Source organism: Paenibacillus sp. FSL R10-2778, from assembly GCF_038593035.1.
Taxonomy (GTDB): domain Bacteria; phylum Bacillota; class Bacilli; order Paenibacillales; family Paenibacillaceae; genus Paenibacillus_AQ; species Paenibacillus_AQ odorifer.
The window spans coordinates 3,393,958-3,411,764 of record NZ_CP151956.1; the positions used below are offsets into that span (position 1 = coordinate 3,393,958).

General features: G+C 44.0%; 16 protein-coding genes. 10 read left to right on the forward strand and 6 right to left on the reverse strand.

Features of this window, described 5'->3' with window-relative positions; translation table 11 throughout:
* The first annotated feature begins 58 nt into the window (after positions 1–58).
* A complete protein-coding gene (locus tag NST40_RS15095) occupies positions 59–1,048 on the forward strand; it encodes a zinc-binding dehydrogenase (RefSeq protein ID WP_036677456.1) in 990 nt (329 codons plus the stop codon).
* Positions 1,049–1,071: 23 nt separating this feature from the next.
* Here the strand turns inward: NST40_RS15095 and NST40_RS15100 are convergent, their stop codons facing one another.
* The 4 genes from NST40_RS15100 to NST40_RS15115 all read right to left on the reverse strand — a co-directional run bounded on the left by NST40_RS15100 (position 1,072) and on the right by NST40_RS15115 (position 5,970).
* Positions 1,072–1,641, reverse strand: a complete 570-nt coding sequence (locus tag NST40_RS15100; protein ID WP_076125581.1) for a hypothetical protein — start codon at positions 1,639–1,641, stop codon at positions 1,072–1,074.
* Positions 1,642–1,783: 142 nt separating this feature from the next.
* Positions 1,784–3,031 carry an ATP-binding protein gene (locus tag NST40_RS15105; protein ID WP_076276541.1) on the reverse strand — a complete coding sequence of 416 codons (1,248 nt, stop codon included), beginning with the start codon at positions 3,029–3,031 and terminating at the stop codon, positions 1,784–1,786.
* Positions 3,028–3,720, reverse strand: a complete 693-nt coding sequence (locus NST40_RS15110) for a response regulator transcription factor (protein ID WP_342410857.1) — start codon at positions 3,718–3,720, stop codon at positions 3,028–3,030. The genes NST40_RS15105 and NST40_RS15110 overlap by 4 nt, the downstream gene beginning before the upstream one ends.
* A 165-nt stretch (positions 3,721–3,885) precedes the next feature.
* On the reverse strand, positions 3,886–5,970 hold the full coding sequence (locus NST40_RS15115) for a subtype B tannase (RefSeq protein ID WP_218640430.1): 2,085 nt from the start codon (positions 5,968–5,970) through the stop codon (positions 3,886–3,888).
* 252 nt (positions 5,971–6,222) lie between these two features.
* Between NST40_RS15115 and NST40_RS15120 the strand changes: the two genes are divergently transcribed.
* Positions 6,223–6,726, forward strand: a complete 504-nt coding sequence (locus tag NST40_RS15120; protein WP_342410858.1) for a DUF1572 family protein — start codon at positions 6,223–6,225, stop codon at positions 6,724–6,726.
* A 70-nt stretch (positions 6,727–6,796) separates the two neighbouring features.
* Here NST40_RS15120 and NST40_RS15125 read toward each other — a convergent pair whose 3' ends face one another.
* The gene (locus NST40_RS15125; protein ID WP_076276544.1) at positions 6,797–7,666 is read right to left on the reverse strand and encodes an AraC family transcriptional regulator; all 870 of its coding nucleotides are present in this window, start codon (positions 7,664–7,666) and stop codon (positions 6,797–6,799) included.
* Between the two features lie 123 nt (positions 7,667–7,789).
* On the opposite strand from NST40_RS15125, the gene NST40_RS15130 reads away from it, so the two are divergent.
* The 8 genes from NST40_RS15130 to NST40_RS15165 all read left to right on the forward strand — a co-directional run bounded on the left by NST40_RS15130 (position 7,790) and on the right by NST40_RS15165 (position 16,872).
* Entirely contained in the window at positions 7,790–8,848 is a 1,059-nt protein-coding gene (locus NST40_RS15130; RefSeq protein WP_076276545.1) for a Gfo/Idh/MocA family oxidoreductase, read from the forward strand.
* On the forward strand, positions 8,845–9,702 hold the full coding sequence (locus tag NST40_RS15135; RefSeq protein ID WP_076218098.1) for a sugar phosphate isomerase/epimerase family protein: 858 nt from the start codon (positions 8,845–8,847) through the stop codon (positions 9,700–9,702). Before NST40_RS15130 ends, NST40_RS15135 begins: the two co-directional genes overlap by 4 nt.
* Before the next feature lie 24 nt (positions 9,703–9,726).
* Complete coding sequence (locus tag NST40_RS15140; RefSeq protein WP_036677301.1) at positions 9,727–10,620, forward strand: sugar phosphate isomerase/epimerase family protein; 894 nt, start codon at positions 9,727–9,729, stop codon at positions 10,618–10,620.
* Between the two features lie 144 nt (positions 10,621–10,764).
* Positions 10,765–11,898, forward strand: a complete 1,134-nt coding sequence (locus tag NST40_RS15145; protein WP_342410860.1) for an amidohydrolase/deacetylase family metallohydrolase — start codon at positions 10,765–10,767, stop codon at positions 11,896–11,898.
* Positions 11,852–12,964 carry a DgaE family pyridoxal phosphate-dependent ammonia lyase gene (locus NST40_RS15150; RefSeq protein WP_341002584.1) on the forward strand — a complete coding sequence of 371 codons (1,113 nt, stop codon included), beginning with the start codon at positions 11,852–11,854 and terminating at the stop codon, positions 12,962–12,964. Before NST40_RS15145 ends, NST40_RS15150 begins: the two co-directional genes overlap by 47 nt.
* Positions 12,957–13,712, forward strand: coding sequence for a KDGP aldolase family protein (locus NST40_RS15155; RefSeq protein WP_340034562.1), 756 nt, complete (start codon positions 12,957–12,959; stop codon positions 13,710–13,712). Before NST40_RS15150 ends, NST40_RS15155 begins: the two co-directional genes overlap by 8 nt.
* Positions 13,705–14,721, forward strand: a complete 1,017-nt coding sequence (locus NST40_RS15160) for a sugar kinase (RefSeq protein ID WP_341002585.1) — start codon at positions 13,705–13,707, stop codon at positions 14,719–14,721. The genes NST40_RS15155 and NST40_RS15160 overlap by 8 nt, the downstream gene beginning before the upstream one ends.
* A gap of 213 nt (positions 14,722–14,934) precedes the next feature.
* A complete protein-coding gene (locus NST40_RS15165) occupies positions 14,935–16,872 on the forward strand; it encodes a hypothetical protein (RefSeq protein ID WP_342410861.1) in 1,938 nt (645 codons plus the stop codon).
* A gap of 104 nt (positions 16,873–16,976) precedes the next feature.
* Here the strand turns inward: NST40_RS15165 and NST40_RS15170 are convergent, their stop codons facing one another.
* Positions 16,977–17,516 carry a GNAT family N-acetyltransferase gene (locus tag NST40_RS15170; RefSeq protein WP_076276549.1) on the reverse strand — a complete coding sequence of 180 codons (540 nt, stop codon included), beginning with the start codon at positions 17,514–17,516 and terminating at the stop codon, positions 16,977–16,979.
* Positions 17,517–17,807: the final 291 nt, after the last annotated feature.

A 17,807-nucleotide genomic window follows, 5' to 3' on the forward strand; every position in this document is an offset into this window, starting at 1 on the left:
CACTATGTAAAATTTATTATAGATTCATTAATAACAACTTGAGGAAGGGGCTTAGATGATGAAAGCCATTATACATGCTGGAGAAGGTGGCCTGAAGGGCTTGAACTATAAAGAGATTATGGATAAAAGACCGGGGATTGGAGAAGTGAAGGTTAGGTTAAAGGCTGCAGGGCTAAACCACAGGGACTTGTTTATCATGGATGCCAGAACAAAACAGGATGTTCCTTTGATTATCGGTTCTGATGGTGCGGGGAGAATTGAAGCAATAGGTGAAGGTGTGCTTGATCATAATGTAGGTGAAGATGTCATCATTAATCCGTGCATCGGATGGGAACATACCGATAATGTTCCAAACGTTCCAGCCATTGTTGGGGGACCTTCAGAAGGCACATTCGCTGAGTCAATCATCATTCCTGCGCAAAATGCCATCAGCAAGCCAGCTTACCTGTCATGGGAAGAAGCCGGCGTGCTGCCCTTATCTGCCTTAACAGCCTATCGGGCGCTATTCACTAGAGGCCGCTTAAAGAAAGGTGAACATGTTCTTATACCTGGCATTGGTGGTGGGGTTGCGACTTATGCCATGATGATGGCTTCAGCGGTGGGTGCACGTATCAGTGTCACTTCACGCAGTGAAACGAAAAGACAAGCTGCTCTCGCTCATGGAGCTGATCATGCGTTCGACAGTCATAGCAACTGGAAGGAAAGCATGAAAGGAGACACCGTTCATCTCATCCTCGACAGCATTGGGCCTGCGACGTTCCCACATTACTTTGATATTATTAAACCCAATGGACGTATTGTTACGTTTGGTGCAAGCTCAGGAGATCGAATCGAAATCCCGACGCGAGCCATATTTTTCCCGCAAATTAGTATCATAGGTAGTTCAATGGGAAGTAGTGAAGAGTTTGCGGATATGCTTCAGTTTATGGAACACCATTCGATTCGACCTATCATTGATCGAGTGTATCCTTTACAAGACACAGTTCAAGCCTTTCACCGAATGCAGCAGGGAGAACAATTTGGTAATATCGCGATAAGAATAGAATGAGCGGAGTCCCTTATAACTGGAATTCAAATGCCAAATATATCAATTTCGGAGACAGGAAACCACTTTTTCGAAGCCACATCTTTAAAAAATACTTGAATAGTGTAGGTGCCCTTTGTAGTAAAGGAATATGTATACTCATTGGTTTTGAACCAAAAGTTTTCTTCGCTGTTCTTAATTTGTTGAGCATCAATGGTTTCTGTTTTATCCGCAGGATCGGTGATCACAACCTTAATATCTGAAATTTCTGTTTTTAAATGATCCACCTGTAATAGAGTCGAAAATGCAAAACGTGACGGGCTTTTTACTTTACCAAAAATCTCTCCGTTATTATCGAGCATAACCATGTTTATATTAGGCTTGTAGATTCGAACGGTTTTACCTGATTCATCCAAGGCGAATAGTGCAAATAAATCTTTAGACAACTGTTCAGTCGTCAAGGAAATCGAACCTTCGGACAATATTGCGGGCTGTTTTTGAAGCACATTATTCAAATATAATGAAACTTCAGATGAGCCAGCTGCAGCATAAATCACGGTTCCCGGTAAAATCATGATGCAAAATCCTAAAAGAATCAGCTTCCTTATTTTTCTCAATGATTTTCCCTCCTATAGAGCTTTATGTTAATTATACCCATAAGATGGAAGATAGTTTCTTTTACACAATTAATAAAATATAAGAAGGTCAGTAGAGGGAAATACCCTTACCTGACCTTCTTGGTGTTAAATGAGAGAGTTATTATTTGAACCGTCTAATGGTAAATTGAAAAGCCGTTCCTTTTCCCGGTTTGCTTGTAACCGATATTTTTTCTCCCAGACCATTTACAATTTCCTCGGCGATAGCAAGCCCAAGACCACTCCCTTTTTCATTATGGGACTGTTCGCTTTTGTAAAATCTTTCAAAGATATAAGGGAGGTGCTCTTTTGCAATGCCGGGTCCATTGTCTGATATCTGCACAGTTACAACCCTCGAATGCACAATAGCATCAAAAGTTATTTTCCCATCCTCCTGAACGTATTTCATGGCGTTATCCATCAAAATATTGACTAATTGCAACACTTTATCTTTATTAGAAAAAACATCTGGAAGGTTTCTGGCGTTATCTGTAATCTCAAATACAATGCCCATTTCATCGGACAAGAAAGAGTATTTAGACTCAATAAGTATGACTAATTCCTGAGTATCTATTTTTTCTTTATTCCAAGTTTCTTTTTTATTTTGCATTCTTGATAATTCCAGTACATCATAAATCAATCGTTGCAAGCGCGCACATTCGGATAAAATAATTCCATAGTATTTATTTGTTTTTTCTTCATCTTGAATCATTCCATCTGCCAGCGTCTCCGTTAAAGCTCTGATAGAGGCAATGGGAGATTTCAGCTCATGGCTAATATTCGCTATATAATCCCGACGAGTCTTTTCAAGCTGCTTCATCTCCTTTAGATAGGAGGATATAAAGAAGCTGATTATTAGTGTGCCTAACAAAAGGGTACCTGTAAAAACGTAATAGAAGCCATTCAATACCGCCTGAAATTCACTACCAGGTTCTAATAAAAAGACGACTCCGACCGCTTGTTTATCCTGAATAATAGGTGCACCTACGACAATGGATTTACTCGGAAACCCATTAATATTTTTAATCGCAGCGAATTTATTGTACTTAATTACTTCGGGAATATAATCTATAAGGGCATCCTTGAATTCTTCCGATGTAACATTGAAAAAAAGATGCTTATTTTCGTCACCAGGTGAAAGGTCATTCCCCTCTAAATCATACACCTTCATAAGATACGGTTTAAAACCTCGAATGCTCATCTCATTTTGTGCCATTTCAGCAGCTATAGCAGAGGCCTGAGGCAGCATATCTTTTAATTTATAATTCAAAAAAAGCTGTTTAATAATCAAGGTTCCTCCAAGTTGTCCTAAAATGAAACAAAAGAGGATGGCCAGATAAATCACTTTTTTGTTGGAAGTTACTTTTTTCATGTGGAAGTCTCCATTTTGTAGCCCATCCCATAAACAGACTTGATTTCAAATCCCAAATTCTTTTCAGGCAGTTTTTTTCTCATTCTTTTAATGAGATTATCAACGGCTCTAGTATCACCGAAATAATCATAACCCCAGACCTTATTTAAGATTTGTTCTCTTGAAAGCACCTTGTTTTTATTAATTGTAAAATAGATAAGCAATTCGATCTCTTTAGGTGTAAATTCCATTCGTGATCCATTAATTTTGATATTAAAAGCATTTCGGTCAATCTTCATTTCTCCCAGCGTCAGGATGGCGTCTTCACTTGGAAAGGTGTAATGAGTGCGTTTTAAAATGGTTTTTACTCTTGTAACGACCTCCCGGGGAGAGAACGGTTTTGTAATATAGTCATCTGCACCAATTTCCAAGCCTAATATGCGGTCAGTTTCCTCACCTTTTGCGCTCAGCATTATAATCGGGACGTTACTAATCAAGCGAATCTTACGGCAGACCTCTGTCCCAAAAAGTCCAGGCAGCATAATATCTAGAATTAAGAGATCAAAATGCTGATCTTCCAATTTGTAAAGAACTTCCTCACCATTGTATACGGATTCATATTCCATATTTTCCGCCTGTAAATAAGCAGATATGCTCTCATGTACAGCTATATTGTCATCACAAATTAGTATGTTCACTTTACCCTGCATAGCTACCACCTTTATTCCGATATCTTGGACCTTATTGTATGTGAATTGTCTATAAGGAGCAAGGAAGACTGCATGTCCGTGAGGGAAATAATCGCATTCTACATGGAATGGAAAGAGACCGATTGAAGGATCGGCCTCTTGTAACCAGAATAAGTTACTGTTCTATTATTTATTGCTGTCCTTATAGATGTTAGAAGTATCTATACTTATGGTGTGCGTTCCAGCATCCCATTCCAAATTAAAATCAAGTGATTTTGCAACATCCCTCAGCTTAAAATACTCACTACCGCCGATATTATAGCCCGTTACTGAAATCTCTTGTCCGTTCAAAGTTATCTTAGTGGCTGTCATAACACCGGTCTTTGAACTAGTATTTACAGATGCTGAAAGTTCAATGCCCGTCGGAGTGTACGTTTTGTCAGATGTAATGTTTAAAGTATTTGTATTTTCATCTGATGTCACTTCAAACTGTTGTGTAGTGTTGTTTACAACCATAGCAATGTCCCGTAATTTAAAATAGTTGCTGCCGTCGATATTGTACGCGTTAACAGATATCTTGTTACCATTCACCAACAATGATGATTTGGAAGGAATGGCAGCTGCGGATGCTTTTGGCGAAGTAGCACTAACCTTGTCCGCCCAAGCAAAAAGCTCATCCAGATCGTAATCTCCGCTGTGTGGAATATCCCAAGCCATTGCAAAGTCAACGTTTGAACCTTTGTTCTCAAGCTCTGTTGCCAATATAGTAGAAACAGCGAGGGAAGTATCACTATCCTTGGTTCCCATCCGAATCCGCCAATTATTTGTAGTGGTTGTTCCCTCAGTGCTGATATAGTTCATTGGATTCATCATTTTCACTAGATTCTGGTCAGCAAGTGTTCCCCCCGCTGTATCATGCTCCAAACCGAACTGAGTAAAATGCTGTGCAGCGACATTCGCTGTGCCGAATAGATCGTTTTCACCATTGCTCAGGTCTAAACCGTCAAAGGCTCCAGGCAGTTTCATTCTGCCCAAGTATGCAAGATATTGATCATAGTCGATATCCGTAACAGTGCCATTTTCAATGGTGATCCAGGTTTTGTCGGACAGATCTGTACCCGATTTTAACGCTTTTTGCGCTGAAGCGATCACAAAAGCTTTGATGTAATCTTTAAAGGTGCCATTGCCGTCCGCATCCATCTTCAAAGCTGTTCCGTCAGTATTCGTAAGTCCTAGACTATTGACGTATTCAGGGAACATAGCTTCCAGTTCGTTAGATACCTGAATCTGATTCTCCGTCAATGTTCCTTCTACCAACGTTCTTTCCATGTTAAAATCCGTATTTCCGGAGAAATCAAGTTTTTCATAAGTGTTAATTCCGTTGAATTGCCACTCATAAGCTGCATCTGCGTTATCTAGATTCGTAATCGGCGTGTAGGCCGAAACGGCAAAAACGTCGTCACGCTCATCAGCTGCTCCGATCGCTTCCAAATAAGGCTCATATTCCGCATTGTTGCCGGTAGCACCCAGTAATGCGGAGAGCGCGCCGCCAGCACTTGTGCCGTTAGAGATGATCTTCTCGGCGTCACCAGGCATAATGTCGTCGTTAAAGCGAAGGTAGCGGACAGCCGCCTTAAGATCTACGATAGCTGCGGGTGCCTTACCAGTGTAAACACCTTTTTCGTCCTTTGTAGTTCTACCGCGAGCGCCTGGAGATGCGACCACATAACCTTTGGACAGGGCAACTGCGATAGCACTGGGAGATTCAGATGAAGGTGTTCCTGCGTTTTCGTCTTTACCCGCAGCGGGTTTATTCAATTCCGTTCCTGTATCGGCGCCTGGGGCTGCTGCGGATTCCTTGTCTGTTTTCGGAGCGCCGTTCTGTGGACCTGCCCCCATACCCATTCCTTTACCTGTTTCAGTACTACCTGGCTGAGCAGGCATATACCCGCCAACCTGGTTTGGGAAGAAGATAGGTGCGGTATCGGCGGTGTAACTACCGATCGACTTACCCTGGAAGTATTCCTCAGGGACATAGACGTTCATAGTTTCATAATTAATATCTACAGGGTTCTTTACATAAACGATATTCTCATATGCCCGATAAGTGACGGATTGACCATCCACCGTTATGGTCTTTGTAGTATAGTTAGTCGCATTGAATTTCAAGCTATACTCGCTGTTAGTTGCTGCACTTGCAGATCCTGTAGCGAAAGAGAGGCTCATCAGAGAACATGTGAGGATAGGGGCAATCCATTTTTTAAGTTTCATTTCGTATCTCCTTTTTCTAAAAATAGTAGATAATCTCATCAGTCTCTTTTGTACTAATCTGAATGATCCAGTGTCATATACCAACTCCTTCTTTTAAGGCCAACAAACGTTATCAATTAACTCAACTCAGGAGCTCGGATAAGAATGTAACAAAACATTGTGGCATAAAAATAGCATTGGTACTGGATTTCATTTGACAGTAGAGATGAGTTTGGTAAAATTTACATAGGTTATATCAATAGGAGGTTAGCAATGGATATCGCCATTGAGTTAATTGAAAGTATGTTGGTTAAATTTAGATCGGAAAAGAAATGGACGCTCCAAGCAATCGAGCAATGTACCCAAGAGGATATTACATGGTCCCCAACCGTGGAAAGTAACAGTATTGCAAATTTGGTTGCTCATATTAGCCGAGCAGTACACTCACGAATTGAAACCATTCTTTTAGATATTCCTGATACAAGAGATAGAGAGAGGGAGTTTGAAAGAGGTCTAGAAATGACTAAAGAACAAGCTATAACCATGACCAGGGATGCTTTTGATATTATTATCCAATATCTTGAACGGCTCCAATCTAACCCGGAGTTATTGATGTCACAACCCTTTCTTAATTTGCCACCACTTACATATAGCCAAGTAAATAACGAGACCACTGCTCTTAATCTCATGATAGCGATGGTGAGAGAAGTCCATTATCATACAGGCCAAATCATCTATGCAGCAAAAATAAGAAAGGGACAGCTTGTATGGCAATAATAGTTTAACTAGAGGAACGTTGCATACACTAACAAAGGACTGCCAAGAGGCAGTCCTTTGTTCACTCTAACTAGAATCCCCTCACACTGCTAGGGGTTACTTTTTTATGCTTTTTGAAGGTGCGGCTGAAATAGTAGATATCGCTGAAGCCGGTAGTGGCAGCGATTTCAGAAATCGTTAGCTGGGTATGGCGGAGCAAATAATCTGCACGGTCTAAACGGACAGCATTTACATATTCCGATATCGTATGCCCAGTTAGTTCCTTAAAGAGACGGCTGAAATGGAAGCGGCTTAGCCCCGTTAGCGCCGCAAGTTCGTCAACTTGAATCGGTTCCTGGTAATGGGTATCGATATAACGCAAAACAGGTGCGAAGCGTTCAACGGTCTGAATACGCCTCTCTTGCTCAGCTTGTGAGAGTACGGTGACGATATGTCTGCGCAACAACAGCGTTAACAGGCGGTATAGCTCGGACTTGACGGCCAGCTCGTAACCAAATTCGCGACGTTCCAGTTCCCGAATAATCGCCAAAGCACAGTCAGTAATATGCTGATCCCCCCGGATATGGTTACGTAACAGCAGCTGGTTCCGCTGAATCGGGGCGATGAACTTGGTTTCGGCAGCGTCGCTTACCGCACTATGCAGCAAAGAAGTATCTGCAATAATCGCATAATACAATAAATCAGAAGAAGCGCTTACCCCATAATGCAGCTCGTTGCTGTTCACAGCAACTAAATCGCCAGCCCGAACGTTGATCGGTGTTCGTCCGCACTCAAAAACAGCCTCACCACTCTCAATAAATATAAACTCAAGATGCTCATGCCAATGATGGGGGAACAACATAACTCCTTCTTGGTGGAAACGCTGGGTATGTACTTTAATCGGAAACTCGGGATCCGGCATGTCCATGGGTTCCTGTAGATGTTTATCATAGTCCAACATTTATAGACTGCACCTCCTATAGCACAATTGTACAAATGAAACCGCAAGGCTCTGCATGGTGTTTAGGGTTGAAATCATTATAATACGAATCATAACCTATGCAAAATAAAGGAGCGAGTGTTAATGGATAAGATCAAAATTGGCGTAATAGGTACGGGCTCTATCTCCGGCATGCACTTAAGTGCTTATCGGAATAATCCGCAGACAACCATATATGCGGTATGTGATCTGAATGAAGAACGTGCACGCGAAGTGGCTACAGAATATAACGTCGAGAAAGTATACACGGATTACCGTGAATTACTGGCCAATTCCGAAATAGATGCAGTAAGCATCTGCACATGGAACAACTCTCATGCCGAGATCAGCATCGCGGCGCTTGAGGCAGGCAAGCATGTGCTTGTGGAAAAGCCGCTTTGCCGTACGGTTGAAGAAGCGCTTCAGGTACAGCAAGCAGTGGAAAAGAGCGGCAAGATTTTGCAAGTAGGCTTTGTACGACGTTATGACTCCAATGCCCAGCTCCTTCAGACGTTGGTGGAACAAGGAGAATTCGGCGAAATCTATTATGCAAAAGCAACGACGTTCCGGAGACTAGGCAATCCCGGCGGCTGGTTCAGTGATATTGAACGCTCCGGCGGCGGACCGCTGATCGATATTGGTGTCCATGTGATTGATCTATGCTGGTATTTGATGGGCCGTCCGAATCCAGTATCGGTAAGTGCTAACACCTACCGGAAGCTCGGCAATCGTTCTAATATTAAGAATCTCTCATTCTATAAAGCCGCCGATTACGACGCAGCGAACAATACGGTGGAAGATTTAGCAAATGCACTGATTCGCTTTGAGAATGGAGCTTCGCTGATGGTCGATGTCAGCTTTACACTGCATGCCAAAGAAGACGAGCGTTCAGTACGCCTGTACGGTGACAAGGGTGGTTTTGAAATTGATCCTGAGATAGTCCTTGTTAAAGAACAGGCGGATACGATCGTCAATACCTATCCGCAGACCGATAATAAGGGGTTTGAGTTCAACAGTGCATTCCAGAATGAAATTAATCATTTTGCGAGCAACATCAGTACCGGCTCTACACCGATTAGTCCTGTGCAAGACGGCGTTACAATTATGAAGATACTCGGCGCGATCTATGAATCCGCAGCCAAAGGTGAAGAGGTGAAACTATGAAGTTAGGAATCAGCACTTACAGTCTGCATTCAGCTTTTTCGACGGGTGAGCTCACGCTTGAAGGTGTCATTGAGACGATCGCCGATCTGGGCGCAGAACATGCGGAGATTGTACCCTTAGGTATTAATCTGGTTGAAAATCCTGAGCTAATAGATCAGATTGTACGAACAGCAGCGGGTCGTGGACTAGAGTTATCCAATTATGCTATCGGGGCGAACTTTGCCGGGCTGGAGACAGCGGAAATGCAGCGGGAAGTCGAGCGGGTAAAGCGGGAAGTAGACGTGTGCGCGGCATTAGGCATTCAGCGGATGCGGCATGATGTAGCCTCCTCAAACGATCTATCCATCAAGCATTTTTTGGAAGAGCTTCCACGTTTGGCTGAAGCCTGCCGAGAAATTGCCGATTATGCCGCAGGTTTAGGCATTACGACCAGTGTGGAGAATCATGGATACTTTATTCAGCACAGCGATCGTGTACAGGCGCTGGTTCATGCGGTGGGTAGAGACAACTTCCGTACAACACTCGACATTGGGAACTTCCTGTGCGCAGATGAGAACCCGCTAATAGCTGTACCTAACAACATCAAGCTTGCTTCAATGGTGCATTTCAAAGATTTCTATATTCGTCCGCAAGACCGCCAGCCTGGCGAAGGTTGGTTCCAATCCTCCGGTGGAAACTGGTTGAGAGGTGCCATCGTTGGTCAAGGAGACATCGATATGCCGAGTGTAATTCGAATCGTTAAGGAAAGCGGTTACGATGGATATATCTCTGTAGAATTTGAGGGAATGGAAGAGTGCCGTAAGGGAACAAGACTGGGGCTGGAATATATCAAGCGGGTTTGGAACCAAATCTAATTCATTATACTGGAGGATTATGCCATGGTTAAACCAATTATTACTAATAAAATCGGTGTTATCGTAGACAGCTTTCAGGTTGGAGTGAAAGAGGGATTGCGCAAGGCAAAAGAAGCTGGGGCAGATGGAGTTCAGATTTATGCGGTACAAGGCGAATTTGATCCCGCTACTCTCTCTCAGTCAGCACGCCGTGAATGGAAGGATTACATTGCATCGCTGGGTTTAGAAATCTCTGCCCTCGTTGGAGATTTAGGCGGACATGGCTTTCAGGACCCTGCCCAGAACCGTGCCAAAATTGAAAAGTCCAAGCGCATTATGGAGCTGGCCAAGGAGCTAGGTACAGATATCGTAACTACACATATCGGTATTGTTCCCTCTAATCCAGCCAGTAAAATCTATGAAACCATGCACATTGCGTGTGAGGAACTTAGCAGATATGCACATGAGATGAATTCTTATTTTGCGATTGAGACTGGGCCAGAACCCGCAGCACGTCTGAAGACGTTCCTCGACGGTCTGGGTTCCAGAGGGGTTTCCGTTAATTTTGATCCGGCCAATATGGTCATGGTGACTGGTGATGATCCGGTGCAAGGTGTTCATACTCTAAAAGACTACATTGTACACACCCATGCTAAAGATGGTCTCAAGCTTGCCGATATCGATCCACGCGATGTTTACGGTCAATATGGTTATGAAGCACCAGCATTAGACCATGAGAAAATCGCTGAAATGGCCGAGACCGGCTCGGCATTCCGTGAAGTTCCGCTCGGAGCGGGTTCTGTTGATTGGAACAACTATCTGCAAGCACTGAACGACATCGGTTATACAGGATTCCTGACCATAGAACGGGAAGTTGGCACTAATCCGGAGGAAGATATCCGCCAGGCTGTGAATTTTTTAAAGGGTTTTCGGGTCTGAACACGGTAGTGATAAAGAATAAATAGTTCATCCAAACAGTCCCTGTGAAAAAAGATCCTACATCCATTGGGACTGTTTGTGTTATAGAGTGTGCGGGAAAGACCTAGGACGGTAATGTTCTGAATTTGGAAAGAAGGTGTGACGATGACAGCAGAACGTTTGCTCCTCCGCCGGGCGAAAGTCCTGAATGGAGCGGAAGTGGACATTGTCATAGCTGATGGCAACATAGTCCAGATTGTTCCCGGTGGCACCGCCGAAGACCATGGTTTCAAGGTCGTGGAAGCCAATGGGGCGCATGTCTCTAGCGGCTGGATCGACTTGCATGTACATGCGTTTGCAGAATTGAATCCGTATGGAGACGAGATCGATGAAATCGGAATCAAATGTGGTGTGACTACGCTCGTGGACGCAGGTAGCTGCGGAGCGGAGCGTATTGGTGAGTTGGCAGAGGCGGGGAAAAAGTCAGCAACGCAACTGCTTGCTTTTCTTAACATTTCAAAGATTGGCCTGATGCGAATTGACGAATTGTCCCAACTAGAGTGGATTGATCATGAAAAGGTGCTTCAGGCGGTAGTTGCTTATCCTGAATTTATCGTAGGCTTGAAGGCCAGAATCAGCAAAAGCGTAGTGGGTGACAATGGCATTCAACCGCTTCAACATGCACTGGAGCTTTCGGAAAAGACCGGGCTGCCACTGATGGTACATATAGGCTCCGCACCGCCGGATATCCGTGAGGTTTTACCGCTACTTCAACGCAACGACGTGATAACCCATTATCTAAATGGTAAAAGCAACAATTTGTTCGATAAGGAGAATCGACCGCTCCAGGTGCTGATAGATGCAATTGAGCGTGGGGTTCACTTGGATGTGGGACATGGTACAGCTAGCTTCTCGTTCGCTGTGGCCGAGGCGGCCAAACAAAACGGTATTGATCCGGATACGATCAGCACAGACATATACAGAGGCAACCGTATGAATGGTCCAGTTTACTCCATGGCGAATCTGTTAAACAAATTCCTTGCACTGGGATATTCCCTTGAAGATACAATTGCACGGGTGACAAGCAGAGCAGCCCAGTGGCTGGGACGCCCGGAACTTGGGGAGATTCGGATCAATAACAAGGCGAATCTGACCCTTTTTCGTGTGACGGATGAGAAGATTGAGCTGGTAGATTCTGAGGGGGAACGCCGGGTAGCGCAGCAAACCATTCAAGCTATAGGAGTGATCATAGGTGACAAATACATGGAATGCGAAATACGGCCTGAAAAGAGTTATTAATGCAAGCGGCCGGATGAGCATCCTCGGGGTATCGGCACCGACCGATACGGTGATGGAAGCTATGCGTCAAGGCGGACAGAGTTATGTGGAAATCGCCGATTTGATGGATAAAGCGGGGGATTATGTTGCACGTCATACAAGTTCTGAAGCAGCGGTGATCGTGAACTCGGCTTCCAGTGGAATTGCTTTATCCGTGGCGGCGCTGGTAACCCGCGGTAATATTCGTACAAGTCTACGGCTCCATCAGGATAGCATTGTTAGAAATGAAATTGTGATGCTAAAAGGTCATAACGTACAATACGGTGCACCAGTGGAAACCATGGTTTATCTCGGCGGCGGTAAAGTGGTGGAAGCAGGTTATGCCAATGAAGGACGGGCGGAGCATTTGGCTGCTGCGATCTCGGATCAGACTGCGGCTATCTTGTATGTCAAATCTCATCATGCTGTTCAAAAGAATATGATCTCTGTAGAGGAAGCTTGGGCTGTGGCCCAAACTCATAACGTGCCGCTTATTGTAGATGCTGCAGCGGAAGAGGATCTGCAGAAATACGTGCAAATATCCGATCTGGTCATTTATAGTGGCTCCAAAGCCATAGAAGGTCCAACATCCGGACTTGTGGCGGGAAAACGTCTTTATATTGAATGGCTGAAAGTGCAGCTTCACGGCATTGGACGCAGCATGAAGGTTGGTAAGGAAACATCCTTCGGCCTGATGCAAGCGTTGGATGAATATGCTCACAAACAGGATACAAGCGAAAAGGAAAAAGCTACGCTCCAATTGCTGATGCCGCTCGACGGGCTTCCCGGAATTCGGGTAACTATCGTGCAGGATGAAGCAGGCCGGGCGATTTACCGTGGACGCATCCATGTGGACCCGAATCAGTGCGCAATAACAGCACTTGAGCTGTCCCAGCAGCTTCAACAAGGTGAAGTAGCTATTTACACTAGAGACTATGGGGTAAGGCAAGGTTATTTTGATATTGACCCGCGTCCGCTAATGGGTGATGACATAGAAATGATTACAGCGAGGATAAGGGAATTGACAGGAGGGGCAAGCAATGTCTGAAATTAACAAGCGGTTCTATAAAGGTCGGGTGGCCTTAAACGTATTGGCTAAGGATATAGAAAATGCCAAAGAGGTATTTGCTGCTGCCGAAGGTTATGTACTGGTCGGTGTATTGTCCAAAGACTATGCAACGGTAGAAGAAGCTGTGCAGGCGATGGAGGCATATGGGCGGGAAATTGACGGTGCGGTATCAATAGGACTAGGTGCGGGTGATAATCGGCAAGCTGCTGTTGTTGCAGAGATTGTCAAATCCTATGCTGGCAGCCACATTAATCAGGTATTCCCGGCAGTTGGTGCGACCCGTGCCAACCTTGGAGCGAAAGAAAGTTGGATTAACAGTATGATCGCACCAACGGGACAACCTGGTTTTGTGAATATCTCCACCGGCCCGGCCAGTGCGGCACAATCTGTCCCCGCTGTAATTCCCGTAAATGCGGCCATTGCATTGGTTCGGGATATGGGCGGAAATGCTTTAAAGTATTTTCCGATGCAGGGGCTGAGCCGTAAAGCGGAGCTAATCGCTGTGGCCAAAGCCTGTGCAGAAGAGGGTTTTGCGCTGGAGCCGACCGGCGGTATCGATCTGGACAACTTTGAAGAGATCTTGTCTATTATATTGGAAGCGGGAGTGCCGCAGGTAATTCCCCATGTCTATACATCGATCATCGATCCGCAGAGCGGAAGAACGAGAGTGGCGGACATACAACAGCTGTATCGGACGATGAAAAAGCTGGCGGATCAATATGCCTAAACATATCGCCGCTTTTGGTGAAATAATGATGCGGCTACAGGTACCGGGCTTTGAACTGTTATCTCAGGGTAACCTGCTGAAGTATTCGTTCTCCGGCACCGGAGTCAATGTACTGTCCGCATTGTCCCGATACGGACATCGGGGGACTTTGGTGTCCAGACTGCCTGCGAATCCTATTGGTGACGCAGCAACAGCCTATCTTCGGCGACTGGGCATCCAGCCGGAGCATATCCAACGCGGGGGCTCAAGTATAGGGATGTACTTTCTTGAAAACGGATTCGGGGCTCGCCCCTCCCGAGTGACTTATTCCGGTCGCCCGGAGAGCAGCTTCAATACTGCTCCTCCGGGTACTTATCCATTCGCAGAGCTGGCAGACCTCGCGGATACTGTTCATTTCTGCGGGATAACACTGGCAATGAACGATGATGTGCGAAAAGCGATGAAAACATATGCGGAAACGGTTAAGCAACACGGTGGCCTAGTCATTTTTGACTGCAATTACCGCCCATCGCTCTGGGGGGAGAGAGGCTATGAGCTGGCACGCTCCCATTACGAAGACATGCTGCATTTGGCCGACATCGTGCTGATGAATGAAAAAGACGCAATGCTAATCCTTGGTATGAAGCCCGAAGGAACTTCAAGAGAAGAACAACTTCAGGAGCTGATTCCCACAGTAGCTTCACGCTACAGTCTAAGTACGGTAGCAGGAACGCATCGGTCCATTCATGATGATAACCGCCATTCATTGCGCGGTTATATCTTCAAATCCGGTCGCTTCGCATATTCCGAGACCTTAAGTTTTCCGGTGCTTGATAGAGTCGGGGCTGGAGATGCTTATGCCAGTGGTATAATTCATGGTGAGCTGGAAGGTTTTGATCCTCAGCATACTGTAGCCTTTGCGGCCGCGGCCGGAATGCTAGCCCACACAGTAGAAGGAGATTCTCCGCTGGCCTCCGAGCAAGAAGTTATTGGTGTACTGACGGGTGCTGTAAAAGATATATTGAGATAAAGAAGAAGCTGCCTTACAGGAGAACAGGCCTGTGCGGTGGCTTTTTTTATCGCTACAAACACTGTACTTTTGTTCAGGCCAAGAATCAGATCCAATGGTTACAGGCTAGATTTGGTTTAATTCGATCTTTTTAAATAGGTGTAAAATCTCATTTTTTGCAACTTTATCCTCTATCCGGCGTCAAAGAAGAGAGAATAAGAAGGGGGAGCCTGTATGAAAAAGTTAAATCTACTAGCCCTTTTAGCAGTTATTTCAATGATCTTTGTTGGATGTGTCAATACAGGGAATAAAGATAAAGGGAATCAAACGCTAATCGATCTGAGTTCTGTGGACTCCATTACAATCCATAATGATAGCGGCGGATTAATAACCATAACGGACCAAAAGCTAATAGAACGTTTCAATAAAGCTATACATACTGCTGAGTATGACAACGCGAAGCTTGATATTGCAGCACCTGATTATGAGGCTATTGTTGAATTGAAGAATAAAGAAAACGAAAAATTCTCATTCTGGATTATGGGCAATAATAATGGTCTTTTCACCAAATCAGGAGTAAATGGGCATTACAAGTTATCTGAAACGGATAAGGCTGCTTTGCTTACCTTATTTCAATCAAATGATCAGCATGTAGAATCCGATAATCTAAAGATAGATGAGACCATCAAGCGAATCACATTAGCAAACGCTCTAGCACATGGTTCAGTGAATGCTAACATAAAGGATGAATACACAGATCATGAAACCATAGATATTTTCGTCCGAGCCATCCGTACCGCTGAACAAATACCAGGGAATTTAAATACCGCAACGCCTAACTACGATATCGTTCTAATTTCAGATAATAATAAATATGCCTTTCATTTATGGATTAACGAGACAAGCGAGCAGGGCATGTTAATGAATGTGAACGAAACGGATACAGGCTACACACTTACTAAGGAATCAACTGCCGAGTTAAAAAAGATTCTGTTCTCGGAAGCAAAATTTAATGGTTTGGAGTTTAATACAGAACGGAACTCTATTGGAGATCTGGTGGCCAAACCGATTGACCTATCCGAAAATAACTATCTGTTAAACGGTGGAGCAGTAGTTGAACTGCAAGGGATCTCTTATCATACCATTCATCTTTTCTATGGCGACCATAATGCTGTCAACGCTTTATTAGCCCATGATCCTGCTACGGATGAGGTAAAGGTGAAATGGAGCGACGAGCTCAACGATTCCAATAATCTATGGAATAATGCTTTTATGAGCAACTATAATATGCTAATCCCGCTGGATGAGGATCATCTATTATTTCTGGAATCGGATGTGACGAAAAAAGCTGGGCAATATCATTTGTCCTCATATAATGTTCTTACAGGAAAGATTGAACGACTTCGGGAAAACTTCTGGCCGCTTTCTGATGATTATGATTACATTTATAAATTTCAATGGAAAGCTGATGAGCAAAAATTGTTTATGCAGAGTTATCTCGGCAATGTATGGATCTTTGATCTGAAAACAGGAAAGGACGATGTCCATCTTCTGAAATATCGCGTAATCCCACATTCGACGACCGGGGCGCCATCCCTGTTCCTCTCACCAACTTTTAAAAGATTTGTACATGATGATGAGAGCGGCGAATTAACCTTTTACGATAATAAAGGAGTTTCTCTTCGTACTGTACCGTTACCACAAGAGCAATATGTACCTTCTGAGAAAATAAAGTGGAACCCGGCGGGCACGATTGCCTGGATGGATACAGCAGAAGTCAACGAAAACCGAATTCTTGACATCGATATCGATTATCTGAAAATAGCTGCACAAAAAATTAATTTTTATAATCAGGATGGTCTTTCCATCGGCTCCATTAAGACTGAAGGCAACCATGAAGATACAGCTATTGAAGTTGTGGGGTGGATGGACGCTAATGTAGCCGTGATAAAATCCTATACTGTAGAACTTATACACAAGGATAATGTAGGGCTTAATGTTAAGGATGTTTCTTATTATCTCTATGATGTAAAAAAGAAGCAGAAGGGGGCAAGCTTTTCGTCCATCCCTTCCAGTGCTACCGTTACTACAGATCTTCGAATGGGCGATGCCGATAATACGGGGGAAATCACTGTGAGTTTTAAAGAAATCACTTATAAAAAAGAAAAATAAATAAGCCTCGGGAGTTCACCGTAACGATCACACAAGATCATTGGGGAAGCTTTCCGAGGCTTCTTTTTATATTTAAAAGACAAATATTTAAGAATTCTCGAATTCTATATTTGTCCCGCTGTAGAACGGACGGAGGACAGCAGGTCTAGCCGGAAGCCTTGTACTAGAGTGTCACCGTTCATAAGATCGGTCTCATACGCACGATTAAAGCCTAAGCGCTGGTACAGTTTGATGGCTGAAGACATCATTTCCGAGGTGTGCAGGTTCAAGGTGGTGGCACCCAACTGTAGTGATCTCCGTGCAGCATCGCGAATCAGAAGGGTTGCAACGCCAAGACCACGAGCGGATGGAGATACGGCTAGCAGACGTAGGATAGGGGAGTGAATCCCTAGCTCCGGTTTCCCGTAAGCCGTTTCCGAGGAGCTGAACAAGAGTGCGCTACCAACGATTTTCTTGTCGATTTCAGCGATGATCCGTACGAGCGGGGTATCACCATGAACGGAATCAAGAAGCGATTTCCGATACTCCAGCCACAACGGCTCAGGCATGATCTCCGAATATTGGTGGTATGCATCTAACAGCACTTCGGCGATAGCATTACGATCTTTATTCTCAGCTTCATGGATAATGATCTTTTGTGACATGTTTTCGCTATCCCCTTTCAGACAAATGTAATGTTCATTCGAATGAAATTATTATATATGATAATTCCCAGTGGAATAAGAGGTGTTTTATAATTCTGATATAGGAATAGAAAAGTTCTATATGAAATAAACATAACGTTTGATTCAAAATCCGATTGATTTACATGGAATTAATTGTTGACAAAAAATAGGGTGATGACTAAGATATAAACAAAATCTATAGGAAAGCATCGCTATAATTCATTGTTTTTTCATCGGAATAGTAAAATTAATAAAAGAATAGGGGGATTA

What these genes read in the sequence shown, in the direction of transcription:
- NST40_RS15095 (WP_036677456.1), top strand. Translation starts at nt 59, where the DNA reads ATGAAAGCCATTATACATGCTGGAGAAGGTGGCCTGAAGGGCTTGAAC.
- NST40_RS15105 (WP_076276541.1), bottom strand. Translation starts at nt 3,031, where the DNA reads ATGAAAAAAGTAACTTCCAACAAAAAAGTGATTTATCTGGCCATCCTC.
- NST40_RS15110 (WP_342410857.1), bottom strand. Translation starts at nt 3,720, where the DNA reads ATGCAGGGTAAAGTGAACATACTAATTTGTGATGACAATATAGCTGTA.
- NST40_RS15115 (WP_218640430.1), bottom strand. Translation starts at nt 5,970, where the DNA reads ATGAAACTTAAAAAATGGATTGCCCCTATCCTCACATGTTCTCTGATG.
- NST40_RS15120 (WP_342410858.1), top strand. Translation starts at nt 6,223, where the DNA reads ATGGATATCGCCATTGAGTTAATTGAAAGTATGTTGGTTAAATTTAGA.
- NST40_RS15125 (WP_076276544.1), bottom strand. Translation starts at nt 7,666, where the DNA reads ATGTTGGACTATGATAAACATCTACAGGAACCCATGGACATGCCGGAT.
- NST40_RS15130 (WP_076276545.1), top strand. Translation starts at nt 7,790, where the DNA reads ATGGATAAGATCAAAATTGGCGTAATAGGTACGGGCTCTATCTCCGGC.
- NST40_RS15135 (WP_076218098.1), top strand. Translation starts at nt 8,845, where the DNA reads ATGAAGTTAGGAATCAGCACTTACAGTCTGCATTCAGCTTTTTCGACG.
- NST40_RS15140 (WP_036677301.1), top strand. Translation starts at nt 9,727, where the DNA reads ATGGTTAAACCAATTATTACTAATAAAATCGGTGTTATCGTAGACAGC.
- NST40_RS15145 (WP_342410860.1), top strand. Translation starts at nt 10,765, where the DNA reads ATGACAGCAGAACGTTTGCTCCTCCGCCGGGCGAAAGTCCTGAATGGA.
- NST40_RS15155 (WP_340034562.1), top strand. Translation starts at nt 12,957, where the DNA reads ATGTCTGAAATTAACAAGCGGTTCTATAAAGGTCGGGTGGCCTTAAAC.
- NST40_RS15160 (WP_341002585.1), top strand. Translation starts at nt 13,705, where the DNA reads ATGCCTAAACATATCGCCGCTTTTGGTGAAATAATGATGCGGCTACAG.
- NST40_RS15165 (WP_342410861.1), top strand. Translation starts at nt 14,935, where the DNA reads ATGAAAAAGTTAAATCTACTAGCCCTTTTAGCAGTTATTTCAATGATC.
- NST40_RS15170 (WP_076276549.1), bottom strand. Translation starts at nt 17,516, where the DNA reads ATGTCACAAAAGATCATTATCCATGAAGCTGAGAATAAAGATCGTAAT.